Source organism: Bremerella cremea (assembly GCF_039541315.1).
Lineage (GTDB): Bacteria > Planctomycetota > Planctomycetia > Pirellulales > Pirellulaceae > Bremerella > Bremerella cremea.
The window spans coordinates 2,691,643-2,715,566 of record NZ_BAABFZ010000003.1 but is presented as its reverse complement, the minus strand read 5'-3'; the positions used below and the strand labels follow the sequence as shown (position 1 = coordinate 2,715,566).

Sequence of the window (23,924 nt, the reverse complement as noted above, 5' to 3'; positions counted from 1 at the left end):
ACCGATCAGGCCCGGGATAGGTGGTTCGTAACCCAGGGGTGAATAGTCCTGGGTGTAACTGGATGTCGTTTCGGAATACAGTCCCATTGCTAACCTACGGGCCGATCTTGGCCGGTTGGTCGAAACGAACGTCTTGGGTCGGCGCCTCGATGATGTCCAGAATTTGTCCCAGGACGGCCTGCGTGTCGGAGTCCAATTTCTCCGAAGCATTGTATCGGTCGTACTGAGTGATAATCTGATCTTTCGACAACAAAATACCTCGTCGCGAAATCGCGTCTTTCAACGCTTCGACCGAGGCCTGACGAATCGCAAGGGGATGGAACGGGTCGCTGGCGTAGTCAATCAAAGCGACCTGGGCGGCTGGCGTCGCCAACTTGCCCAACAGCTTTGCCACGTCTAAAGCGACGCTATCGTCGACCAAACGACGAATGGCGATCTCTTCCAGTTTCAGGAAGTTGTAGTAGTTGTAATCTTCTTCCGAGTCGAGCATTCGCGTGATCTGCGAAACGGCAAACTCGGCGTCGGCTTCCCGTTCTTCCGCCGAAACGAGCAAGCGTCCCTGTGAACGATAAAGATGCTGCAGCTGGAAGATGAAGCCCTCGGTATCGTTCGGGCGAATCATCACATGCGTCAGCGGATCGTTTTCAGTACGGGTTTCGAATTGGATGACCTCTTCGATTGGCGAGATCAAACCGATCGGAAGGTCGCCGGTTCGACGATCCTTTCGCAGGACTTGAACGGTTTCCATCACCGAAGGACGTGCCAGAGGTTTGCTGATGAAAATGGCTTCGACATCGGGCGACGAGTAAGCAGCCTTGAACAACTCGGCACCACCTGCGGTGACCATCGGTTCTAGACGAAGTTCCGCCAACAGCGACCCCATTTCCTGGGCGCGTTGCTGCTGTAGCTCACCGATCACAATCAAACGCTTGCCTTGCGAGTTCGCCATGAAACCCAGCGCGTCGAGCAACTCGGCTGAGCCGGCATACGGTGTCTTAGGATCGATCTCGAGGATCGCCTTCGCGGCAGCGCGTCGCACACGATAGACGGGCGACTGGAGGGCACGCGCCAGTTGACTAAGATTCCCATCGACTGCCAGCAGCAGATCCGCATTCTTGGTTGCGCCCAGTTGTTCGCAGGCAATTACCGAGGCATGGGCATACTTGCGACCTTCGAGCGAACGCTTGAGCGCGGCCTCGACCACTTCGATGCCGTGGGTGGCGACCAACTGCTTCAGCAACTCGTCCGATTCTTGCAGCACGCCAATCCGCTGCATTGCAGCCAGGGTGCTTAGCATTTGAACTTCTGGGTTGTCGCCATCGATCGCATACAGATCGTGTAAGAGCTGACCTGCCACGACCACGTTGGCATCGGTCGCCGGCAGTTGATGGACTTCAACCTGCTTGGAATCAGGATTCCAACTCCAAAGATCGACCTCACCTTCCGCGTTGAGCGGGAACATCGGCGCGCCGTCGAGATAAGCGTTGACTCGCTTGGCGAGGTAGGCCTTCGCTTCGGCCGTATCAGGTCGGTGGGCGACCACGTCATCGAGATACAAACCGATCGCTTCTTTCAACTCGGCATTGTCGGTCGTCACGAAGCTGCCCACCAGGAACGGCATCGCGGACTTCAATTGCATCTGACGAGCAACGTCGGCCAACTCGGCAACCAGGTGCGGGTCGTCACTATCGAGCGCCGCCAATACTGGCGGATGCATGACCCGACCGAAGTGGACGAGCACCTTCTTGACCGCTGGGTATTCCGCTTTGCGGGCAGGGTCGGCCAACACTGCGAATAAGGGATTCGCGGCCGTAGTGCCAGCATCGATCAATTGACGTGCCGCCTTCGACTTCGCCGTGATATCGGAACTGGCCAACTGATCCACCGCCATCTTGAGACGCGTTGGATCGTGCAGATAGGCTTGCAGTTTATCGAGCAACAGCGTCGAAGCTTTGCCACCTTCCGGCTGAATGGTATCGAGCGTTTGCAGGCGAACGAACTGAGCACTGCCGAGCTTGCGCTGGGCAGACCAGACTTCTTCGCCAGTGGGATCGTTGTCGATCAGCTTTTGCAGATACGCCTTGCTCAGATCAGTTCGATCGAGATCGGCGGTCACGAGAGCCGCTCGGACCAGATCGGCAACGGTTGTCGGGTTCGACTCTTTAATTGCTTGGATGGCCGCCGTATCGACCGGAGGCTGTGCCGCGGGCTGTTCCGTCTGCTGAGCTGCCCCATCGCGCACGACGGACAATCCCAGAAGGGCCGCAAGAATCAAAGCAATCTGGAAGAAACGTTGCATCTGAGTTTTCGCAAGGTTAGTAGGATGGCATCTCAACTAAAAATGCCTGGTCCTTGGCACGGGAAAAGTCCTGAGCGGTCAGCTCAATTCTAATTGCTCCTTCCAGCGAACCACTTGCTTTTTCACTTCGCCCGGGGAAGTCGAACCGTAGCTACGGAATGCAGCGACCGCTTTGGCGACCCCCAAGACGTCATAAACAGATTTATCGAGCGATTCGTTAACAGCCGTAAATTCGTCCAATGGCAAATCGGCCAAACGACAACCCTTGTCCATCGCCGTGGCGACCAGACTACCAATCTGATGATGGGCGGTCCGTTGGGGGGTTCCTTTGCCGATCAAATACTCCATCAACGTGGTCGCATCGAGGAAGCCATCTTCCAGACGCGAGTTGATCGATTCGACATTCAACTGGGCACCTTCGACAATCGAAGCCGCCAGGTCGAGCGATCGATGGACGGTGTCGACCGAATCGAACAGCCGTTCTTTGTCTTCCTGCAGGTCGCGGTTGTAAGCCAGCGGCAGACCTTTAATCAGAACCAACAAGGCCTGCAGGTTCCCAATCACGCGAGCCGACTTGCCACGAATCAATTCACAGACATCCGGATTAATCTTCTGCGGCATGATCGAACTGCCGGTGCAGAATTGCTGCGGAATCTTGATGAACTTGAATTCGACACTGGACCACAAAACCCATTCATCGGCCCAAACACTCAAGTGCTCCGCGATCATTGTCAGGCAGAACGCATATTCCACCAGAAAATCACGGTCACTCGAAACGTCGATACTGTTGGCAGCCACCGCTTCAAACTCGAGACGGCGTGCGACATTGTCGCGATCGATCGGAATTGTTGTCCCCGCCAGGGCAGCGGTGCCCAAGCTGCAGACATTCACACGACGCCGACAATCGGCCAGACGTTCGCGGTCACGCTGAAACTTCTCGGTATAAGCCAGCCAATAGTGAGGTGCCAAAACCGGCTGGGCTCGCTGCATGTGCGTATAAGCGGGCAGGATCACGTCCATGTCGGCTTCGCATCGCCCGACAAATGCCTTCTGCAAACCTTCCAGCAGCTTGTCGGTCTGGTCGATTGCATCGCGAACCCAGAGCCGGGCATCGGTCGAAACCTGATCGTTTCGGCTTCGTCCGGTATGCAATTTACGCCCCACGTCACCCAAACGAGCGACCAGAGCGCTTTCGATGTTCATGTGGACGTCTTCCAGTTTCTCGTCGAACTGGAACTCGCCATTTTCAATCTCGCCCTTAATTAGCGCCAGGGCGGTAGTAATTTGAGTTGCCTCGTCTTGAGTCAATACACCGACATCGGCCAGCATTTCCGCGTGCGCAATCGATCCACGGATGTCCTGGGCGTACAGCCGGTGGTCGAAGCTGATGCTTTCGGTGAACTTTTCGACCCGAGCGTCGACTGCGGAGCTAAAAACGCCGCTTTGAGAGGGGCTGTTCCGGGACAAGGGTGCCTCAGAATTATGCAAGGTTGGGAGTGCGGTCAGAACCGTAAAACACTTTAAATGCTAAGTGGATCGGTGGGGACTGTCAACGCGCCAGACGAGCGGCTGCGCAGTAATTAAGCATTGAACGGAAGTTATTAACGGGCATTGATTGATACAGCCGGAATGATGCGCGCAATCGACCGGCAGCCGGTCAGTTCTGGGGCCTCCCGCCTAAAGAGCGCGCCGCGGAGGCCTGCCAGAGAATTTTGAGGTTTCTTTACTAGTTTCGCCAAACACCTTGCTTTGGCCACCTTCGCTTGGCATTTCTAGTTTCGCACTCCTGTTTTTCTGCCTCAATGGATTGCGGTTTCTCCGCAGCATCCGAGATTCCATCCCTTTCGGAAGCTTTCTGCCCCTTGTTATCGCTTCGAACGTGGGGTTAAATTGGTGGGATTTTGCACCTTGATCCGATGCAGACAAGGGTAGAAATACGCCTGTGCTGCCCCTTAACTTAAGCTAAGGACTGAGCCCCCAGTGCCGCGACGCGACGATATCAAAAAGATCTTGATCATTGGTTCCGGTCCCATCGTGATCGGCCAGGCTTGCGAGTTCGACTATTCGGGTACTCAGGCCTGCAAAGCGCTTCGAGAAGAGGGGTACGAGGTGGTGCTGGTGAATTCCAACCCAGCCACCATCATGACCGATCCCGATACGGCCGATGCGACGTATATCGAACCGCTAACACCTGACATTCTGGAAAAGGTCATCGCCAAGGAACGTCCTTGCGCGCTGCTGCCAACGCTGGGCGGCCAGACCGGCTTGAACCTGGCAATGGATCTTTCCAAGGCCGGGATCCTCGACAAATACGGCGTCGAAATGATCGGTGCCCGCGCCGATGTGATTGCCAAGGCGGAAGAACGCGAACAGTTCAAGCAGGCGATGGGTAAGATCGGCCTGGAAGTCTGTCGTGGTGCCACCGTCCACACGGTCCAGGAAGCCCGAGCCGTTCTGGAAGAAGTCGGTTTGCCAGCCGTCGTTCGCCCAAGCTTCACGCTGGGTGGCTCAGGCTCGAGCATCGCCTACAACCGCGAAGAATTTGACAGCCTGGTCCGCAACGGCCTCGATCAGTCTCCCGTGACGGAAGTGCTGATCGAAGAGTCGATCATCGGCTGGAAAGAATACGAAATGGAGGTGATGCGCGACAAAGACGACAACGTCGTGATCATCTGCTCTATCGAAAACTTCGACCCGATGGGGGTCCACACCGGCGACTCGATCACCGTTGCTCCGGCCCAGACGCTGACCGACAAAGAATATCAGCGCATGCGTGACGCCTCGCTGGCAGTCATCCGCGAGATCGGTGTCGAAACGGGCGGCTCGAACATTCAGTTCGCCACCGATCCGAAGTCGGATCGCATGATCGTCATTGAAATGAACCCGCGTGTGAGCCGCAGTTCGGCTCTCGCGTCGAAGGCCACCGGCTTCCCGATCGCCAAGATCGCGGCCAAGCTGGCCGTTGGCTATCGCCTGCACGAATTGCCGAACGACATCACCCGAGAAACGCTCGCCTGCTTCGAGCCTTCGATCGATTACGTCGTCACCAAGATTCCTCGGTTCGCGTTCGAGAAGTTCCCGGAAGCGGACAGCACGCTGACGACCCAGATGAAGAGCGTCGGCGAAACGATGGCGATCGGACGAACCTTCAAGGAATCGTTCCAGAAGGCTTTGCGTGGCCTGGAAGTCGGACGCTTCGGCTTTGGCTGCGACGGCAAAGACTTATGGGGCACCGACGAACAGCCCTCCGAAGACGAAATTCGCGCGAAGCTGGCCAAGCCAAACGCTGAACGTCCCTGGTACCTTCGCTACGCCTTGAAGTCGGGCATGTCGGTGGAACAGCTCTACGACATCACCGGCATCGACCCATGGTTCTGTGACCAGATGAAGCAGTTGGTCGAATGTGAAGACGAACTGGCCGCTGTCGGCGACATCTCGAAGCTGAGCAACGAACAGTTGCTGCAAGCCAAACGCTGGGGCTTCGCCGATCGCCAACTAGCCACGCTGCTGCGAAGCAGTGAGCTGGAAATTCGTAGTGAACGCAAAAAGCGTGGCATCGTCGCGACCTTCAAGTCGGTCGATACGTGTGCCGCCGAGTTCGAGGCGTACACGCCTTACTACTACTCGACCTACGAAATCGAAGACGAAGTTCCGGTCAAAGCAGAAGGCCAGAAGCGAATCATGATCCTGGGTGGCGGTCCGAACCGCATCGGCCAGGGGATCGAGTTCGACTACTGCTGCTGCCATGCCTCGTTCGCCCTCCGCGAAATGGGCATCCAGTCGGTGATGGTCAACAGCAACCCAGAAACGGTCAGTACCGACTACGACACGTCGGACCTGCTGTTCTTCGAGCCGCTGACCACCGAAGACGTGCTGAACATCTGCGACCGCGTTCAACCCGATGGCGTGATCGTGCAGTTCGGCGGTCAAACGCCTTTAAACCTGGCACGCGGCCTGGCAACGGCTGGCGTTCCAATCATCGGCACTAGCGTCGACACCATCGATGCCGCCGAAGACCGCGAACAGTTCCAGCAACTGCTCAACCGCTTGAACCTGAAGCAGCCAGCCAACGCGATCGCTCGCAACATGAGCCAGGCCCGCGCTGAAGCCGCGAAGGTTGGTTATCCCGCCCTGGTTCGCCCAAGCTTCGTGCTGGGTGGCCGTGCGATGGAAATCTGCTACGACGATAAGCAGTTCGAGCGATTCGTGGCCGAAGCGTTCCTGGTCGCTCAAGGTCAGCCAGTGCTGATCGACCGCTTCCTGGAAGACGCCACCGAAGTCGATGTCGACTGCATCAGCGACGGCGAAACGGTCGTCGTTGCCGGTGTCATGGAACACATCGAAGAAGCAGGCGTGCACAGCGGTGACTCGGCTTGCGTGATTCCACCTTACAGCTTGCCAGGCCCGGTCGTTCAAGAGATTCGCGAAGCGACCATCGCCATGGCCAAGTACCTGAAGGTGGTCGGCCTGATGAACGTTCAGTTCGCGGTCAAGGCGGAAGACGGCAAGATGAACGTCTACGTTCTGGAAGTGAACCCACGTGCCAGCCGTACCGTTCCTTTCGTCGCCAAAGCGACCGGCATGCCGGTCGCCAAGATTGCCGCCAAGGTGATGGCTGGCTGCACGCTGGCCGAACTTGGCATCACTGGCGAACCGATCCCGGCGCACGTCTCGATCAAAGAATCGGTCTTCCCGTTCCGCAAGTTCCCTGGTGTCGACATTGTGCTCGGCCCGGAAATGCGATCGACGGGCGAAGTGATGGGGATCAGCGAACGGTTCTCGATGGCATTCGCCAAGTGCCAACTGGCCGCCGGCGTGGTGCTGCCGAAGCCAGAAGATGGCAAGATCTTTGTCAGCGTCTCCGGTCGTCACAAAGACCAGATCGCCGACATCTCGCGTCGCCTGAAAGACCTTGGCTACGAACTGCTGGCCACCGATGGCACCGCGCGTCGCCTCGAAGAAGCAGGCGTCCCCGCCCAGCGGATCAAGAAGCTGGCCGAAGGACATCCGAACCTGCTCGACCTGATGATCGATGGGGCAGTCTCCCTGGTGATGAATACGCCAAGCGGAAAGGGTGCCCGAACCGACGAAGGCCGCATTCGTGCCGCCGCCGTCCAGCACGGCATTCCATGTATCACGACCATCCAAGCCGCTGAAGCCGCCACCAAGGCGATGGAAGCCCTGCGAGAAGAAGGGATGGACGTCGAGTCGCTGCAAGACCGCTTCAAAGCAGTCCACATCCACCAGACGACCTAAAACTTCACTAGCCTTAAGGCTCTGGATAAGCTCTGAAAACAATAGGGCTGGCAGTGATTACTGCCAGCCCTATTTTGTTAATACGGACCTCATTTCCTCAAAGCCGATCAGGCGGAAGGGTCTCAAACTCATCGAAAATCGTCATTAGCCCCCCTCACTCGAAAGCGGGGCCTTCTTGACCACGATCGGCGGCTTCTCGAGTGCCATTGCGGCGTTCAGTTCGATGTAATGCTGCCACTTTTCAGGCACATCCTCTTCCGGGAAGATCGCCTCCACAGGGCATTCCGGTTCGCAGGCCCCGCAGTCGATGCAGGTTTCTGGATCGATATAGAGCATCGTTTCCCCTTCCCGAAAGCACTCGCAGGGGCAGACCGTCACACAGTCGGTATATTTGCAGCCGTCGCACGGTGAGGTAACCACGAACGCCATCAGAACCTTCCTTTCTCTTGGGTGTCTACCATTCAGGAAGCCCATCACTTCCCTGACTGTGGGTACATTCCGATTCCCTCGCTGTGCGGCCACGCCCAGGGAACTTTTTTGGAAGAAACCGTTCATGTCCTCGCTCCGTAGCTTTGATCAACTGAATTCAATCGATCTCATGGGCCTGGTGGAAAATCAGGTCGCTGGCGCTGCGAGTGAAATCTTTCATCGCTATTGGCCCAGGCTTCTGCCGTTGATTCGCCAGAACCTGTCGGCTCGACTGCGGCGGCGTGTCGATGCGGAAGACGTGGCCCAGTCGTCTCTGCAAAGCTTCTTCGTCCGGGCCCGCGAACGGCAATTTCGCCTTGACCGCGAAGGAGATCTTTGGCGACTACTGGCCGCCATCTCCGTTAACAAAGTGAGAAAGCAAGCACAAAAGCACACCGCAGCGAAACGCAGCATCATGCAGGAAGTGATCGCAAACCCAACGGAGTTGTCACGACAGTTCAGCGAAACAGCAACGCCAAGCCAAATGGTAGCCATCGAAGAGATTGTCCATCAGCAACTGACGAAACTACCGCCCGAACAGATTGACGTGCTGACCTGGTATCTCGCAGGAGAGCCGCTGGCCAACATCGCCCAGAGAAGTGACATACCAGCCCGAACACTCCGCCGCTGGGTGCAACAATTTCGAGAATCGCTCGAGCATTCGTTGATCGATGTCGCTTTGCCCATTCGGCGACCGAGCACCACGCTTGCCTGGGAAGACTACCTCTTGAAGCAGCACGTGGGCAGTGGTGGGTTTGGCAAGGTGTATCGTGCGGTCGAAAAAAAGAGGCGACGCACCGTCGCAATCAAGTCACTCCACAAACGACTGCAGCACGACCAGGCGGCTGTCGCGTCTTTTATTCAAGAGGCGAACCTGCTGGCCAAGATCCATCACCCAAACGTTGTCGGCGTGCATGGCCTGGGGCAATATCCTGGCGGTGGCTACTTTCTCGTTCTCGATTGGATCGATGGAGAAGACCTTCAACAAAAGCTGAACTGCGATGAATCCCTGGAGCGCGATGCCTTGCGTATCGTTCGCCAGGTCGCCATCGCAGTTCGCGCGGCACATCAGGCCCAGATCATTCATGCCGACTTGAAACCTAGCAACGCGCTGGTTTCTCGGAGCGGTGGAATTCACATCACCGACTTCGGACTGGCTACGCTTCGAAGCCAAGGCTCACACGCGATCTTGCCGCGTGGCGGAACGCTGGCTTATCTTGCACCAGAACAACTTGACGATGCCCCGCTCGACTTTTGTGCCGACATTTATGGAATAGGCGGGCTGCTCTTCACGCTTCTGACCGGAAGACCACCTCGCGTGGGTACCACCGCCGAGATCACTCAGCAACTGAAATCATCCCAGCCTCTGACTTGGCCCCAAACGACCTCTTCAGGCGAAACCATTCCGCCGGACGTGCTTCGATTCCTGCAGACCTGCCTCGCGTTTGCTCCAGACGAACGGTTCGCGAGCGTTGATCACCTGCTGGCCGCCTTGGCGAAATTATCTTGGCCAGTGCTTTCCTGAGGCCTGCCTACTTCAGTGACGCTTCGAAGTCTTTCACTTTTTGTTCAACGCCTCGCTGAAAACCGGCAGGTTCGTTCTCGGCCATCTTCTTCATCTGCGGCAGATATGGCTTGGCATCAGGACCGAATTTGATGATTGCGTCCAGGGCCGTGTGACGAATGAAGCTGTCATCGGACATGAGCAGAGGTGCCATGGCTGGCAAGGCAGCCTTGGACGAGGGTGCCAACTTGCCAAGAGCCTCAAGCGTGGCTTGCCGGGCGTCTCCGTCGGCCAGAAGCTTTGGTGCCGCCTTGGCTAAAGCGGGCCCGGCCGACTTCATGTCGCCTAAGCCCTTGAGCACGCTGGAAGCGACTTCTGGTTGCTTGAGGGCGAATCCAATCAGAGGCTCTACCACCTGGTCTTCGACCGTCGGCCCCATCTTCAGTAAGGCATCCGCGGTGTAGTGTGTCGCTTCTGGCCCTTCGATCTGGGCGATCACCAACTTGATGAGCGGGATCGACTTCGGGCCCAACTGCTGGATCGCTTCCATCAGCGTCAGGTCGTCGTCTCCTTCTTCTAGTCGCTTCCGTAGTTCGGCGATGACTGGCTTGGCATCCACATTGTCCGCAGCGGCCAGGGTCGCGGCGGCTTTGACCGCTTCGGAATCTTCCACCTTCAAGAGCGTCGCGATGCAAAGCTTTGGCTCGCAGTTGATCTTGGCGACCGCATTGATTGCTTCTCGGCTGACATAGTCGTTCTCGGACTGGACCAGCTTGAGCAGTTGCGGAATTGCGGGCTTGGCCTTCTGTCCCATCTGAGCCAGAGCATTTGCCGCCCAACGCTGGGAATAGGCCTTTTCGTCTTCGGTCGCTTTGATCAACTGAGCGATGGCTTGATCGGGACTGGCAAGCTGATCGGCGTTGCTTTCCACCCAACGCATCGAGTCGATCCGGGTGCCTGAGAAATGAGCCCCATTAATCGAAGCAAGCATGACCGGTTCCATCGGTTCAACAGGCATGCCCCAGTATCGCAAGACAAACATCGCGGCGGCACGAATGCCTGGTGCCAACTGCTTGTCACTTGCGATCGTTTTGATCGGAGCAACCAGCGGCTCCCAGTTCTTTTTACCATCAGAGTCCTCGCGAAGCTTGTCGACCCATTGCAGCGAGAGAACAGCAATCTCACGCTGGGCATCGGTCAGCTTCGCGTCGTTGATCGTGCTGAGAATTGCTGGAACCGAGTCGAGTTGCAACTGACGCAAACCGGCGACCTGGATCGATTCGCTGCGGATTGCTTCATCAACCAGGGCCAGATACACCGATTCTGCTTCGACCGGATACTTGGCCAGCGCGGTCGCCGCCGCTTGTCGGACGTCGCGATCACCATCTTCAGCCACCGACTTCTTCAAAGGATCGATCGCGATCGGAAACTTCGGTTCGCAATTGCCGAGGGCTTCGGCCGCGCTGCGACGAAGCGAGTTCGTATCGGAGTTCAACAGACTATCAATCATCATTTTGACGATCTTCTCATTGGTCGGCCGCGCCTTGCCCAGGGCTTCCAGGCAGACACCGCGGAGGAACTCGCTATTTGCGTTTTCGGTTACTGCGATCATTCGTTCGATCACTTCTGGCGAATACTTCGGCAAGAAGCCTGCCCCGTGGACCGCCATTTCGGCCAGACGATCTGGCTTGTCGCGCGACATGAGCATGATCAGTTCTTTCTCACAGCCAAGCCGTCCGAGCGTTTCGCAGGCGTAGTATTCCTGATCGTTCAGTGCGTCGAAGACAATCACCGGAACGACTGGCAGCGATGCTTCGCCAATCTTGGCAAATGTTGAAATATCCTCGCTGTAAAACAGGTCCTTTTCCTGCTGCATAAGTCGCAAATGTCGACGCGTCAGATAAGGCACCGCAGGTGCAGCCTTCGGACCGAAAGCTTGAATGACCATGGCCATCGAATGGTTGGCTTCTCGATTGGTTTCGACGTCGAGTTGATTTACCAGTTCCCCCAAGGCAACCTCAGCACCATCATCTCGCAAGTTGGAGAGCGACATCGCAGCACGCTCCCGAACGCCGGGATCTGGATCGGAAAGCGCTGCCCGCAGAGCCAAGATCGCCAGCGGCTGCGACTTCTTGTCGACCAGCCAAATCGCATTGGCCGCTTCCTTGCGAACCTCGGCCTGAGGAAACCTCAGCAGCCCACGCCCGAGGGCTTTCACGGCATCCTTCGTTCCGAGGCTATCGTTGATCGCATTGATCAACTCGTCCGGTTGCTTGGCGCCGGGGTCTTCTTTCCCAGAGAACGCGGGCGGAGCCTTCGGGACGCCAGGGATAACCAGCGGAGGCAAATCGGCCAGCTTTTCGACCCACGCATCGTAAAAGCCTTCAGCCGTTGGATCTTGCAGCACATCCGGCGACTGGGCATAGAGCGAAGGCGAAATCAAGACGATGGCAATGAAGACGGCGACCCAGCGAAGCATGGAACGGCCTGCGACTCTTTCGGGGAGGAAGGATAGAATGCTGGTCAGTTTAAACAGGCGGCTTGCGTATCTCAATCAGTTTCCCGACTGGTTCGACTCACATCGCCAAAATGGCGAACCTTTGTGGTAGTTTTGTTGTCCGGTCGGTTTCTACCGGCATCTATCTTTCCATTTCCGTTCGCCTGGTTACCCACGGAGTTCCCCATGGACGTTCGTCACTTCAATCGCGATGCGTGGAACCGCCAGGTCGAATCGAACGATCGCTGGACGATCCCCGTCAGCTCCGAAGAGATCGCCCAAGCCAGGGCAGGGGAGTGGTCGCTGATTCTGACTCCGACCAAGCAGGTTCCGCGGGCGTGGTTTCCGGCGACCATGTTTGGCGTGAAAATTTTATGCCTTGCCTCAGGCGGTGGTCAGCAGGGACCGATCCTGGCGGCAACCGGCGCGGAAGTCACTGTGCTGGACAACTCCCCCAAGCAACTCGCCCAGGACCGACTGGTTGCCGAGCGGGATAGCTTGAGCCTGGCAACAGTCGAGGGAGACATGGCCGACCTGAGCGCGTTTGACGACGAGATGTTCGACTTGATCTTTCACCCCTGCTCGAACTGCTTTGCCGAGAACATCCTACCCGTCTGGCGAGAAGCGTTTCGCGTGCTGAAGCCTGGTGGCGAGTTGCTCGCGGGCTTCTGCAATCCGCTCCGCTTCCTCTTCGACGAGCGTGCCCAGGACGAAAAGCAGGAACTGGTGGTCCGTCACGCACTCCCATATTCTGATCTGACCAGCCTGACCGAGGCAGAGCGTGACCAAGCGATGCAGTCCCGACCGCTGGAATTTGGTCACACGCTGGCCGACCAGATCGGTGGCCAACTTCAAGCAGGCTTCCATCTGATTGACTTCCTGGAAGACCGCTTTGACGAGACCGATTTGATCTCGCGCTACATCGACACCTTCATCGCGACACGTGCCCGTAAGCCCTAATCGATAAGCGGCAGGGGATTGGCTCTTTCGGTCTGGCACTGCATCAGCAATCGCACGCTCTCGTAGGCCGTATCCCAGTTGCCAGTGTTGGCCTGTTGAACGATCTGCTGAAGCCAGTTCGATTCCGCAGCATTCAACTCGCCAGCTTCCTTCGATTGCGTGATCATCTGCGAAATCTTTGCCACGCGAGCCGAGCTTCGGCCGCTACATGCGGAGCTAAGGGCCATCGCATAGTCGTAGCCCTTCCGGCTAATCTCGCCGTAAGCTGGCTGCTGCAGCCAATAGCCAACCGCGACCACCAAAATCAGGACTACCGATCCCAATACGATCCATTGAGATGCATTCGCTGGCATGGCTAAAACCCTCGCGACTGGATGACTTCGCCTTCGTTCATACTGGCCAACTCGGCCGCCAAGATTAGGTCGATCGTTTCTGGCTGAAAGCCGACCGAGCCATCGCCATACAGCAGGTTGCCCCCACCAGGATGCTCGGAATACATCTGGCCAACGTGAAGCGTCGGATAGTTCATCGGATGAATGATCGGGCTGCCGGTGATATCGAGCTCGCCTCCCGAAGGGCCGACGTGCATCATCACTAGCGTGGCAGCCGCATCAGGACCGTTCTCTGGCGTTAAAAACCGAGGATGGGTGAACGCTCCTGGCACGACGCCGACCCAGGTCTTGTCGCTTAGCTTCGAAGAGTGCTCGCTAATGAACAGCGTGTTGGTCGTGCCGTCGGTGATGTCGCGAAAACGGACGCGTGAGTTGCGATAGAACGGGCCATCGGCGACCTTCGACGCATCGCCATGAATCGCGACGGTCTTGGTGGTTCCGGCATAGATATCGGTGAAGACCAGTCCGCTGGCCGAGGCCCCACATTCGCCCCAGCACGACTCTTGCCCGTGACTGGCAATGTAGTGTGAGCGACCGACGACGATTGGATCGCCATAGCGAGTCAACGCTCCGGCGGCTTCATCGCGAAGAGTGAACGGTTCCGTTTCTCCACTGACGGAAGGGCAGAGGAAACCGGTCAGTGGCGTGGCGATGGCCGCGCGATTGGTCGCGTTCCAAATGGGACTTTGCCAGTCGATCGCATCGGCTACGTTGCCTTGCTCCAGGAAGGGCAACAAGAGTGCTCCCCAGCCCCAGCCTGGTGCGGCGTCCCACGTATCGCCATCAATCGCTGCCGAACCGGGGCCGCTGCCCTCCCGTGTTGCGTGACTGATATATCCCGACGGAAACACGCCGTGCGTCGACGCATAGTTATGAATCGCCAGGCCGATCTGCTTCAGGTTGTTGGTGCATTGCATTCGCCGGGCTGCTTCCCGGGCCTGCTGCACGGCCGGCAACAAGAGGGCAATCAACACACCGATGATCGCGATGACAACGAGCAGTTCAACTAAAGTGAATCCACGGAGAGGACTAGTTCTTGCACCGACCTTCGTGAACGCAAAGCCATTGGATCGCATTAATTTGCCCTTCCAAGCATTTGATTTTGAATAATCAAAATACTAAGGCAAAAGAAATTGCCAAGTCAACGGCCAAAACTATTTTTTTGACAACCCAAAATACAGCGTTCCTCTAGCGCTCGTGATTGGCTTGAGGCTCACTGCCGAGAATCAAAGGCTGTGGATGTTAGACGGTGGCGACGAACTCGTGACCGATTTTTACTTGAATGAGGCTGGTCTCGAGATCGAAGTAGATCACGCGACCTGAGGTTCCCCCGACATGTTTCGAGATAACGGGGATGTTGTTCGCCTTGAGCAACTCGAGCGACTTATCGATATTCTTACGTCCCACTTCCTGGCCCGGAGAGGAGATCTTGAACATGTTCGCGCCGCCGCATACTTTGGCCACGATCGCTCGTCGACGGGCTCCATTGGCGGCCAGTTGCTTCAACATTTCAAGGATCGCGGTGTCTACGAAGCGGCCTGGCTGCTTCTGACATCCCTGGCTATCGCTCAACATGACATGGGCCAACGCACCGTGCTGAGTCTCTTTGCACCATAGCGCGATCCCCACACAGCTTCCCAGCAGCGTTTCCAGCACATTCGGCGACGCAGATGCGACGATTCCCGCCATTGGGACGCGGATCGAAGTCTTGCTAAGATTCGAGGTTGCCATAGCTCTGCCCTGTCTCTATTAGCGCTTCTACCCCGTAGTATTTGGGGTGCGTGAAACTCTAGCTCACTTCCATTTCGGAAAATGGTTTCGTCGCCAATTCCTCCCAGTTCTGCGTTGATTACAGGCCATTTTACGTCGCATTGTCCCGGATCTACTGATTAATCCATTGATTGCGATTGGTACCTATATGTTGTTATTTCATTGAACTTACAACGATGGATATATCCGCGATATCACCTAGTTTTCCCGAGTGAATATTGACCTTGCGTTGACTAATTGGTACTAAATACTTTACAAGTTGCTGAGGCTCTGATAACCTCCGCTTGTTTATCCCCTCAAGCATTTGCAAAGAAGAACTATGGCCAAGAAGAAGGCGAAACCAGCGGCGGCGGACGCCAAAGACCGCGTCCCGCGAAAGGAACCGTACGACAGCGACCGTATGAGCAACGTGGTCGAACGCCTCCGAGAACAAGCAGGACGTCTCTCTCAACTCGCACGTACCCTGGATGATGCCGAAATCGACGAAGTCGTCATCGACGGGCATGCGATGCTGCTGCGTGGCTTGAATCAGATCGATAACTTCGCGGACAATGCGGCTCGTGCCGTGCGAGAAGCTCGCACGATGAAGTTCGGTTAAGATCCTCCGCCACGATCTTTCGGACCGGACTCCTTCCAAGTGTCCTCGCTTGAAGGAACCTTTTTGCTGCATCCCATCGACGCGGAGAATGCCAATGGCCGATAAGCAGGTCTCTTGGGCCGCGTGGGGCTGGTTGACGCTGCTTGGACTGATGCTGGTGATTCCAATTCTAGGAGTCGCCTTGGATCAAGCGGCAGTTCTGGGATCGCTGCTGTTCCCCTTGCTCGCTGGTACATTCCTCGGAACGGCCACGCTGCTGGCAGCTATCTACATTAAAAGTCCGCCATGGTGGTGGACGATTGCATTGGCCGCGTGGACCCTGACCATCGTCTTGTTCCATCGCCAGCTTGGCCTGCTGATTACCGGAGCCGTGCTCGGCTGCGTGATCGGTTTCTTTCGTGAACCGATCTTTCAGGCAGCCCGTCGTTGCGTGGCATGGTATCTATCGCGACGCAACGCCTCGAAGCTCGACTAAGAACGGGCAACGCTCAGTCGTCCGACTCTTCCTTTTGGGCATCTTCCTGCGGCTTCGATTCTTCGCCCTTGCTTTGGTTCCACAGCATTTCAATGACGCGAAATCCTTCAGGGTCGTGCTGCTTGAATTCCGACTTCACGAACGGATAGAAATCGTTCGTCCCGAACATCGCCTCGGTCCCTTCCGCAAAATACTCGCGTTCGTTCTCGATTGCATAATGGGACTTTTTCGTGCCATTGATATGCAGCACTTCGTCGTAGGTGCCTGACTTCTTCGCTTGCTCGAAGGCAGCGACCACGCGGGCATCGTCATAGCCCAGAAAACGATCGTGATAGCCATGGGCCATCTCGTGCATCAGCATATAAGGCTGAGCGATACACCACTGCAAGAACGTCTTCGCGCTAGAGATCTCGACCGCCTTCGCTTTCTCGCGGAGGAAGCCATTCTTACCCAGCCAGTCTTCCGACACGTGATAGCAGGCACAAGGATTCGCGTGCGTGTTGTCTTGCTCCAGCCAGATCGGAATCTTCTGGATCTGAACAACGGCGTCCTTGGGAAGTCGCCGCTGGATGTCGTAGAGCTGATGGTCGATCAGTTCGAGCGCGGCATCGCCGGTCTCTTTGTCTTCCCGCATCAACGATTTATGGACATAGACATCCCAGCCGCGGATGTTTGTTTGATGATAGGCCGACAAAGGGTCCGGGGTCGGCACCTTCTCTTCAGAAGCCTCTGCCCCCAACAACAGCGACAACGCCACGATCCAATGCATAGGTTTTCTCCGTGAAGCAACGAGAAGGAAGTCTACCTAAGGGTAGTTCCATTCTCGACCAACGGCAAAACCGAGGGAATAGTCCCTTTGGCAAAAAGAGACCACAAAGCATCGCCAGGCAAGCGTTTAGACGGCCGAGAACTGCTCGGCGTATTCCACGATCCACAGATCGATCAACTCGCGGAAGTCATGTTCGTCGACTTCAGCCAGTTTCTCGAAGTGGTTTCGGTGGAACAGCTCCTTGTTCTGGATGGTTCCTTTGCCCGTCAGCTCCAGGACATGAACCGACGAGTAAGGACGGATAGCAAGTTCCAGTCGGCTGTAAAGACTTCGCCGCTTACCACCCGTCAAGTCGAGGTCGTCGCGCACGCAAGCGCCCCCCCAGCCTTGATCCCCGAACAGCGTTTCGTACTGAAAGCCTGGAAAGTGGTTGGGCAGCTTCTGCAAACAGGTTTCGATATAGTCCGAAACCTTCAGACGAAGCCGACTATGCAGTTCACGACATTCTTCTTCCGTCATCGCCGCGGCTTGCTCGGCGTGCCGCTTGGCTTCGCTACGCTTTTCACCACGTTCAATGGCGCGTTTGAGTCGGTCTTCGAAGTCTGTCATGAGAACATCTTTCCTGGAGCGAAAGACAGAGATACAAGATGCCCCTATTATGACGCCTGCGGCGGATGGACAAAACCACCGTTTTCGCAGCAGGCGTCCGTACCTTCCGGGACGAACCGAGGCACGACGAGGTGAAAGACTACTTGCCCTTCGGCTTCTTCTTCGGTTCGTCGCGCTGCATGTCAAAGAACTGCGCCAGATCGCCAAACGAACGAAGCGGCTCTTTCCCTTCCTTCATGGCGTCGGTCAGCGGTTTGACAGGCTTCGGTTTTGGCTTCGAGCGACGCTCGGCGTGATGAGGCTTGCCCCCATGCTTCCCCTTGCCACCGCCACCTTGTAGCTTATGCCCAGCCTTATTCTTGGGGCGTTGTGGCCGATCCTGACGTGGCGGACGATTGCCTTGTGGACGCTCCGGCTTGCCCTTCTTTTCGGTCTCGATCGCAGGATCGATGGCCGTCAGCGAGACACGACGACGTTCACGGTCGATCTCGATAACCCAGACGCGAATCACATCGCCAACACTGACCACTTCGTGAGGATCGCCCACGTATCGATCGGCGAGGCGGCTGATATGAACCATGCCGCTGTCGTGCAAACCAATGTCGACGAACGCACCGAAGTCGACCACGTTCAGCACGGTGCCCATCATTTCCATGCCTGGCTCGAGGTCTTCGAGCTTCAGCACGCCCCGACGGAACAGGGGTGGTGGGAAGTCGGCACGCGGGTCACGACCGGGACGCGAAAGGGCACCCATGATGTCGCGAGCGAGGTGAACACCGATACTAAGCTCTTCTGCCAGCTGATCGACGTTGGCCGAAGCAATCTTGGCCAGCAATTGCTTATGCTTTTCGTCCGAAACGCCAATCTCGACCGGAGCAGGCTGCGGGGCCGGAACGTCGGCAGGGTCGATCGTCTCGACCGCCGAATCGGTTTCCGCTTGCGAAACTTCGGCTGGTGCTTCTTCCGTAGCCACTTCAGTTGCTTCGACGGCTTCTGCCGGAGCAGCTTCCGCTGCCGGCTCTTCCGTGGCGACCGGTTCGGCAATCGGTGCTTCCGCTTCGGTCGCTTCTTCCGCAGCAGGTGCCGCGGCGTCTTCATCCAGTACGCCAAATCCTGTTGGCTTGGCTGCGATGGGTGGAGGCGAAGGGACGGTCGCCAACACTTCGGTTAGCGAGCAGCCCAACTTCTCGAGCAGTTGCGTTGCGACTTCGTAACTTTCGGGGTGAATCCAAGTCGCATCGAGCGGATTCTCGGCAGGGACCACTTTCAAGAAGCCAGCGGCCTGAACGAAGGTCGCTTCACCAATGCCGGCGACTTCGCGAATTTCTTCACGCGATCGGAATGGGCCCTTGGCCTGGCGATGTTCATAAATGCGACGAGCCGTCAGCTGATTCAAGCCCGAGACATAGCTCAGCAGGGCAGGGCTGGCGGTGTTCACGTCGACGCCGACATAGTTCACGCACGACTCGACCACGTCGTCCAGCGAGTCACGCAGGTGCTTTGCTTTGACATCGTGCTGGTACAAGCCCACACCGATGTTGGACGGATTGATCTTCACCAGTTCCGACAGCGGATCAAGCAGGCGACGGCCGATGCTGATGGTACCGCGGATCGTGGCGTCGAACTTCGGGAACTCTTCACGGCCCAGTTCGCTGGTTGAGTAAACACTCGCACCGGCTTCGTTGACGATCAGGTAGCAGATGTCGCGATCTTTCAACTCGTCGGCGATCGCACTCGCCACGATCTGCTCGGTCTCGCGACAAGCGGTGCCATTGCCGATCGCTACGATCTGAGCATCGAACTGCTTGATCATCTCGACAATGCGCGAGCGGCTCTTTTCCACGCGATCCTGAGGACCGATCAGGTGAATCACCCCGGTTCCCATCACGTTGCCGAAGGGATCGATGGCGACCAGCTTACAGCCACTGCGAAAGCCAGGGTCGATGGCCAGAACGCGCTTGCCACGAACCGGAGGCTGCAGCAACAGCTTTCGCAAGTTGCAGGCAAACACTTCGATCGCGTGCGTCTCGGCCTTTTCGGTCAGCTCGCGGCGAATTTCGCGTTCGATGCTTGGAATGATCAAACGATTGAGGCTATCGCGGAGCGACTGCTTCAGGAACTCGGCGTGCGTGTGACCTTCCGGGATGACTGCATCTTCGGCCGTCTTCACGATCTTGTCGAAATCGACTTCGATTCGCACCTTCAAGAATCGGGTGCGGTCGCCACGATTGATCGCCAGCACGCGGTGCGGCGGGATCTTGGAAACGGGTTCGTGGTAGTCGTAATAGTCGCGGAACGCCTTGTCCTTCTTGGCACGTTCCTTTTCTTTCTGACGCTTACGCTTCTCGCGGCGGATCTCTTGGATGGTTGGCTTCTTCTTACCATCCTTCTTTTCTTCGGCCTTGGTTTCGGTCGATTCCGCAGGCGCGGCAGCATCGTCGGCAGCCACTTCGGTCACGTCCGAAGTGGTTTCCACTTCGTCGCCGTTGGTTTCTTCCGAGTCGTCGTGATAATCGTCGTCGTTATCGGACTGGCCCGAGTTTTCGATCCGGGTGCTGGTCAACTGTCCGGTCTTCCAGAACAGTTTCCGCAAGCGACCTCGCAGCATGGCATGTTCCGAGAACACTTCGGCCACGATACAGCCTACGCCCTGCAGCACGGCGTCGACATCGGCGAGCGACTTCTCGGCATCGACGAAGGCCTCGGCCCGAGCACGCAGCTCTTTGGCGGTTTCGGCGTCATCGAGCACTTCCTGAGCGAGTGGCTCCAGACCACGTTCGCGTGCCTGGGTCGCGAGGGTCTGCTTCTTGGGCTTGAAGGGAAGGTAAAGGTCTTCCAGCAGCTTCTGCGTCTGGGCCTTTTTGATTTGTTCGGCGAGTTCTTCGGTCAGCTTTTCCTGCGACTGGATCGACTTGAGGATCGTCCGTTTGCGCTCGTTGAGCTGACGCAGCTTGGTGTTGCTGCTTTGGATCGCACGGATCTGCTCTTCATCGAGCCCGCCCGTCTCGTCCTTACGGTAACGAGTAATAAATGGGACTGTGTTCCCATCGTCGAGCAGTTCGACCGTGCGTTGAACTTTGTCGAGAGGAATACCAACTTCACGGGCAACGATTTGAAGGTCCGTGACGATTGTCGTATCCATGTGGAAGCCTGGTGGGAGCTGTCGCAAACTTGCGTGTCGAAGAGTCGACGTAAACGCAGATGCTGTTTGACTAAAGCGATATCGGGAACCCGATGATACCAGCACGGCAACATAGGGGCAGCGGTGCCGCTTGTCAAGGATTAGGGGAGAGATCACGCCCCATATTTAACCGACGTTTCGCACCTTTTGGTCTTGGCCACCTTCCGTAGGTGCCTTTTGGTCACAAATCAGGGGATGTCGAGGATCTGCACAAGAGATACCACCATACCGGCGGTAACAATCCTGAGCGCGCAAAAAAAGTGCCGCCTTCCCTAAGGAGCGACGGCACTCGCGTCTTCGTGTTCCAATCTGCGACGATCGTTTAGTAACCGATATCCATCGGTGCTGGGTCCAGGAAGTCTCGAGGACCACGCGTCGTGTAGTAGGGGTAAGTGATCTGGGCCGAACCATTCCCACCCTGAACGGCTGGTGGTGGGGCGCTAACGCTGGTCGGGTTGTTGCACGGGTTCGCCCCGATCCGATGGCAGCAGCCACTGCCCGCCAGAAGGCAAACGGTTGCCAGAATGAAGAACAAACGATTCATGTTGTCTTTCCTCGCGCGGAAACGGGCACGGCGTTGGGTCATTTGGGTCCTGAAGTTCCTGTCACATGGTGGATTGCGGATCCACAACAGGAACTGGGCACTCGCCACGTGTCTCTGACATGCGAGTCCAGTACGTTTGATCGGCGTCAGATCCGGGAAAATTGAACAATTCAGGGCAATCCCACCTGAGGCAGCCTGATTTCCGCACAGAAGCGGTCGAAAGCGTAAAGATGCTAGCAGGCAATTACTGCAGCTGAGCGTTGACCCACATCTGGGCCTGGCTTGTGGTGAGGTTCGCCAGGATGCGCGTTTCGGTCTCGATCAGCACTTCGGCCAGCTTGGCTTGGAAGGCCTCGGCGTCGTGCTTCAATTGCATCCACAAGTGCTCCATCTCGGCACTTGCCTCCAATGCGATCTTGCGGACCGATAGCACCTGGTGGGGTGTCAGGTCCAATTGAGCCAGCAGCGGAGTGTCTTGCTGGAAGAGCATCAGCTTCTGAACACGATGCAGTGTGGGCAGTGTCTGGGTGAAAGCAATCAGCTCGGTCATTTCTGGCGTATTCGGGACCACGTAGCCATGTGTCTTGGCGTGGGCGATCTCTTTTCGCCAGACTCGTTCAGGTCCCTGGGAACTGGAAAACTGTGCTACCAGATCGCTCCAGACCACTTCAACTTGCGGCATCAGTCCTGCGACCTGACCCGAGAACGAATGGGCCGTACAATAAAGCGAGAAGACCATGGCCAGGACCATCGCCCCGATTAGCCGGAGGTTACGGCCCAGCGAATTGCGGTCGTCCTCGTAGAGCTCGCGAACCACTCGGGTCCCCAGGCGGAGGCACACCCGAGAGCGTGTCGCCGAGGCCGAATCGTCCTCGCGGGGGACGATGCTGATGATTTGTACTTCGTAATCGCTATGCCCAACGATGCAGAGCCTTGCGATCTCGCCAAAGAGCATGCATTCCGATTCGCAGGTGAAACCTTGTTCACCTAGTTTGCGGCGTGGAATTTCCACCGCGACGGCAAATCCCGACATCGACTCGTCCAGCAGCTCGGCCTTGAAGGTGTCTCGTCCCACGCGAAGCTGGGCTTTGACCCTGGTGGGGGCTACTGAAAAGCGCATTGAGTTTCGACGGTCGGCTTTCATCGGACTACACATGCAGGAGAAAAGGCGAAAAGTTATCCGAAGTATAGATTTGAAAATGCCTGGTCTGCCGAATCAAAATTAGGCAAATGCAATAGAATCTGCTTGACCGCTGCCCCCGAAGCCGAAACGCAGTGAGTAATCGATACAACCGGCACAAACTTTTTCTGGTTTGCCTCGTCGGGGTTAACTGACAACAATAAATTGTTGCCAGTCCGTTCTCGTCCCTAGCTGCTGATCCCATAAAAGCTTATGAGTGTTGCCCCCAGCGTGGCCCAGATGACGGTCGACTGTTACCGCAAAGCCGGACAGATCTTGCGAGGATCTTCGCTCCGGAACGGAAACGTTGTCTGCCTGGACCGCGATAATTCTGACGACGTCATGGTTACGGCCGATTTGCACGGCAACCGGACGAACTTTCGTCGGATCCTGGAAATCGCCGATCTCGAGAACCATCCCCGGCGGCATCTGGTCTTCCAGGAAGTCTGCCATGGGGGTCCCACCTATCCCAAGGCTGGCGGCTGCATGTCGCACCTGATGCTGGAAGACATCGCCAAGCTGGTGATCCAGTTCCCCAACCAGGTCCACTTTCTGATCTCGAACCACGAGCTCGCCGAGCTGACCGACTTTCCGATCATGAAAGCGGGCAAGATGCTGAACTTAATGTTCCGCTGCGGTATGGGGCAGATGTATGGCGATGCCGTCCCGATGATTCGCGCGGCCCAACTCGAATTTCTAGGTAGCCTTCCCATCGCAATCCGCATTGGCGAGCGCCTGATGGTTACCCACAGCCTGCCTAAGGGCTGTGATGCCGATCCTTTTGATATCACGATCTTCGACCGCGAAATCAACGCTCACGATCGGGCCTGTGGTGGATCGCTGCATCGCCTGGTGTGGGGCCGCGACTTCCGTCAAGAGAACGTCGATTACCTCGCCCAGCAGTTGGGCATCGATCTGTTCATCACCGGTCACGAACCTTGCCAGTATGGTTTCTCTTCGCCGAACTCGCGACAGATCGTCCTCGACTGTTGTAGCCGGCTTGGCAAGTACTTGATGATTCCGATGGCCGACGAACTGACTCAAGACGATCTGCTCAACCGGATCCATTCCCTGCATGCTCCGGTCCTGGAGACCATTTCCTAAGATGGGAAACGATCCACTCTTTGAAGACGACTCCACTAGCGAAATGGAGCCAGCTTCGAGACGCCCTTGGCGCCCTCAGTTTGGGATGGGGGCGATCATGCTGATGATGTTTCTGTTCAGCATGTTGTTCGTCATGGGTCACTACATGCTGAACACTGGAAACGAGAAAGACAACACGCACAACTTTCCGTTTCTGTTTCTAACGCTGGCAACCCCGGTCTTGCTGCTCACCGTCTTAAGCATCGGCCGCGAACTGATGCGTTTGTGGGAAAAGGCAATGCGCGATCGAGATCGCCACTAGCCGCCCATCTTAAACAT

The 23,924-nt window shown here is 56.7% G+C and carries 19 protein-coding genes; 7 read left to right on the top strand and 12 right to left on the bottom strand.

Annotated elements, in window-relative coordinates:
• Positions 1-94: 94 nt before the first annotated feature.
• Both ABD890_RS13340 and argH read right to left on the bottom strand, forming a co-directional pair.
• The gene (locus tag ABD890_RS13340; protein ID WP_345090057.1) at positions 95-2,299 is read right to left on the bottom strand and encodes a hypothetical protein; all 2,205 of its coding nucleotides are present in this window, start codon (positions 2,297-2,299) and stop codon (positions 95-97) included.
• Positions 2,300-2,377: 78 nt separating this feature from the next.
• Positions 2,378-3,766: an argininosuccinate lyase gene (gene argH, locus ABD890_RS13335; RefSeq protein ID WP_345090054.1), complete on the bottom strand. Its 1,389-nt coding sequence runs from the start codon at positions 3,764-3,766 to the stop codon at positions 2,378-2,380.
• Positions 3,767-4,279: 513 nt separating this feature from the next.
• Here argH and carB point away from each other — a divergent pair.
• Positions 4,280-7,555: a carbamoyl-phosphate synthase large subunit gene (carB, locus tag ABD890_RS13330; RefSeq protein WP_345090051.1), complete on the top strand. Its 3,276-nt coding sequence runs from the start codon at positions 4,280-4,282 to the stop codon at positions 7,553-7,555.
• A gap of 144 nt (positions 7,556-7,699) precedes the next feature.
• Here the strand turns inward: carB and ABD890_RS13325 are convergent, their stop codons facing one another.
• Positions 7,700-7,984: a ferredoxin family protein gene (locus tag ABD890_RS13325; protein ID WP_345090048.1), complete on the bottom strand. Its 285-nt coding sequence runs from the start codon at positions 7,982-7,984 to the stop codon at positions 7,700-7,702.
• Positions 7,985-8,108: 124 nt separating this feature from the next.
• Here ABD890_RS13325 and ABD890_RS13320 point away from each other — a divergent pair, with 124 nt between their 5' ends.
• Positions 8,109-9,548: a protein kinase domain-containing protein gene (locus ABD890_RS13320; protein WP_345090045.1), complete on the top strand. Its 1,440-nt coding sequence runs from the start codon at positions 8,109-8,111 to the stop codon at positions 9,546-9,548.
• Between the two features lie 7 nt (positions 9,549-9,555).
• Here the strand turns inward: ABD890_RS13320 and ABD890_RS13315 are convergent, their stop codons facing one another.
• A complete protein-coding gene (locus ABD890_RS13315; RefSeq protein ID WP_345090042.1) occupies positions 9,556-12,006 on the bottom strand; it encodes a HEAT repeat domain-containing protein in 2,451 nt (816 codons plus the stop codon).
• 204 nt (positions 12,007-12,210) lie between these two features.
• Between ABD890_RS13315 and ABD890_RS13310 the strand changes: the two genes are divergently transcribed.
• Positions 12,211-12,984: a class I SAM-dependent methyltransferase gene (locus ABD890_RS13310; RefSeq protein WP_345090039.1), complete on the top strand. Its 774-nt coding sequence runs from the start codon at positions 12,211-12,213 to the stop codon at positions 12,982-12,984.
• On the opposite strand, the gene ABD890_RS13305 is transcribed toward ABD890_RS13310, so the two are convergent.
• From ABD890_RS13305 to ABD890_RS13295, 3 genes are all read right to left on the bottom strand, one after another.
• A complete protein-coding gene (locus ABD890_RS13305; protein ID WP_345090036.1) occupies positions 12,981-13,337 on the bottom strand; it encodes a hypothetical protein in 357 nt (118 codons plus the stop codon). The genes ABD890_RS13310 and ABD890_RS13305 overlap by 4 nt on opposite strands.
• A gap of 2 nt (positions 13,338-13,339) precedes the next feature.
• The gene (locus ABD890_RS13300) at positions 13,340-14,452 is read right to left on the bottom strand and encodes a DUF1559 family PulG-like putative transporter (RefSeq protein ID WP_345090033.1); all 1,113 of its coding nucleotides are present in this window, start codon (positions 14,450-14,452) and stop codon (positions 13,340-13,342) included.
• Between the two features lie 166 nt (positions 14,453-14,618).
• A complete protein-coding gene (locus ABD890_RS13295) occupies positions 14,619-15,107 on the bottom strand; it encodes a chemotaxis protein CheD (RefSeq protein ID WP_345090030.1) in 489 nt (162 codons plus the stop codon).
• A gap of 358 nt (positions 15,108-15,465) precedes the next feature.
• On the opposite strand from ABD890_RS13295, the gene ABD890_RS13290 reads away from it, so the two are divergent.
• Together ABD890_RS13290 and ABD890_RS13285 are read left to right on the top strand one after the other, a co-directional pair.
• Positions 15,466-15,744 carry a hypothetical protein gene (locus ABD890_RS13290; RefSeq protein ID WP_345090027.1) on the top strand — a complete coding sequence of 93 codons (279 nt, stop codon included), beginning with the start codon at positions 15,466-15,468 and terminating at the stop codon, positions 15,742-15,744.
• Between the two features lie 94 nt (positions 15,745-15,838).
• Positions 15,839-16,219 (top strand): hypothetical protein, encoded by a 381-nt coding sequence (locus ABD890_RS13285; protein WP_345090024.1) that lies wholly within the window; start codon positions 15,839-15,841, stop codon positions 16,217-16,219.
• A 13-nt stretch (positions 16,220-16,232) separates the two neighbouring features.
• Here the strand turns inward: ABD890_RS13285 and ABD890_RS13280 are convergent, their stop codons facing one another.
• The 5 genes from ABD890_RS13280 to ABD890_RS13260 form a co-directional block, all read right to left on the bottom strand.
• Positions 16,233-16,988, bottom strand: a complete 756-nt coding sequence (locus ABD890_RS13280) for a hypothetical protein (RefSeq protein ID WP_345090021.1) — start codon at positions 16,986-16,988, stop codon at positions 16,233-16,235.
• A gap of 126 nt (positions 16,989-17,114) precedes the next feature.
• Positions 17,115-17,597 carry a hypothetical protein gene (locus ABD890_RS13275; protein WP_345090018.1) on the bottom strand — a complete coding sequence of 161 codons (483 nt, stop codon included), beginning with the start codon at positions 17,595-17,597 and terminating at the stop codon, positions 17,115-17,117.
• Positions 17,598-17,736: 139 nt separating this feature from the next.
• Positions 17,737-20,739, bottom strand: a complete 3,003-nt coding sequence (locus tag ABD890_RS13270) for a Tex-like N-terminal domain-containing protein (protein WP_345090015.1) — start codon at positions 20,737-20,739, stop codon at positions 17,737-17,739.
• Between the two features lie 361 nt (positions 20,740-21,100).
• The gene (locus ABD890_RS13265; RefSeq protein WP_345090013.1) at positions 21,101-21,322 is read right to left on the bottom strand and encodes a hypothetical protein; all 222 of its coding nucleotides are present in this window, start codon (positions 21,320-21,322) and stop codon (positions 21,101-21,103) included.
• Between the two features lie 244 nt (positions 21,323-21,566).
• Positions 21,567-22,442, bottom strand: a complete 876-nt coding sequence (locus tag ABD890_RS13260) for a hypothetical protein (protein ID WP_345090011.1) — start codon at positions 22,440-22,442, stop codon at positions 21,567-21,569.
• Positions 22,443-22,715: 273 nt separating this feature from the next.
• Between ABD890_RS13260 and ABD890_RS13255 the strand changes: the two genes are divergently transcribed.
• Together ABD890_RS13255 and ABD890_RS13250 are read left to right on the top strand one after the other, a co-directional pair.
• A complete protein-coding gene (locus ABD890_RS13255) occupies positions 22,716-23,606 on the top strand; it encodes a metallophosphoesterase (RefSeq protein WP_345090008.1) in 891 nt (296 codons plus the stop codon).
• Positions 23,607-23,703: 97 nt separating this feature from the next.
• Entirely contained in the window at positions 23,704-23,907 is a 204-nt protein-coding gene (locus ABD890_RS13250; RefSeq protein WP_345090005.1) for a hypothetical protein, read from the top strand.
• The last annotated feature ends 17 nt before the right edge of the window (positions 23,908-23,924 follow it).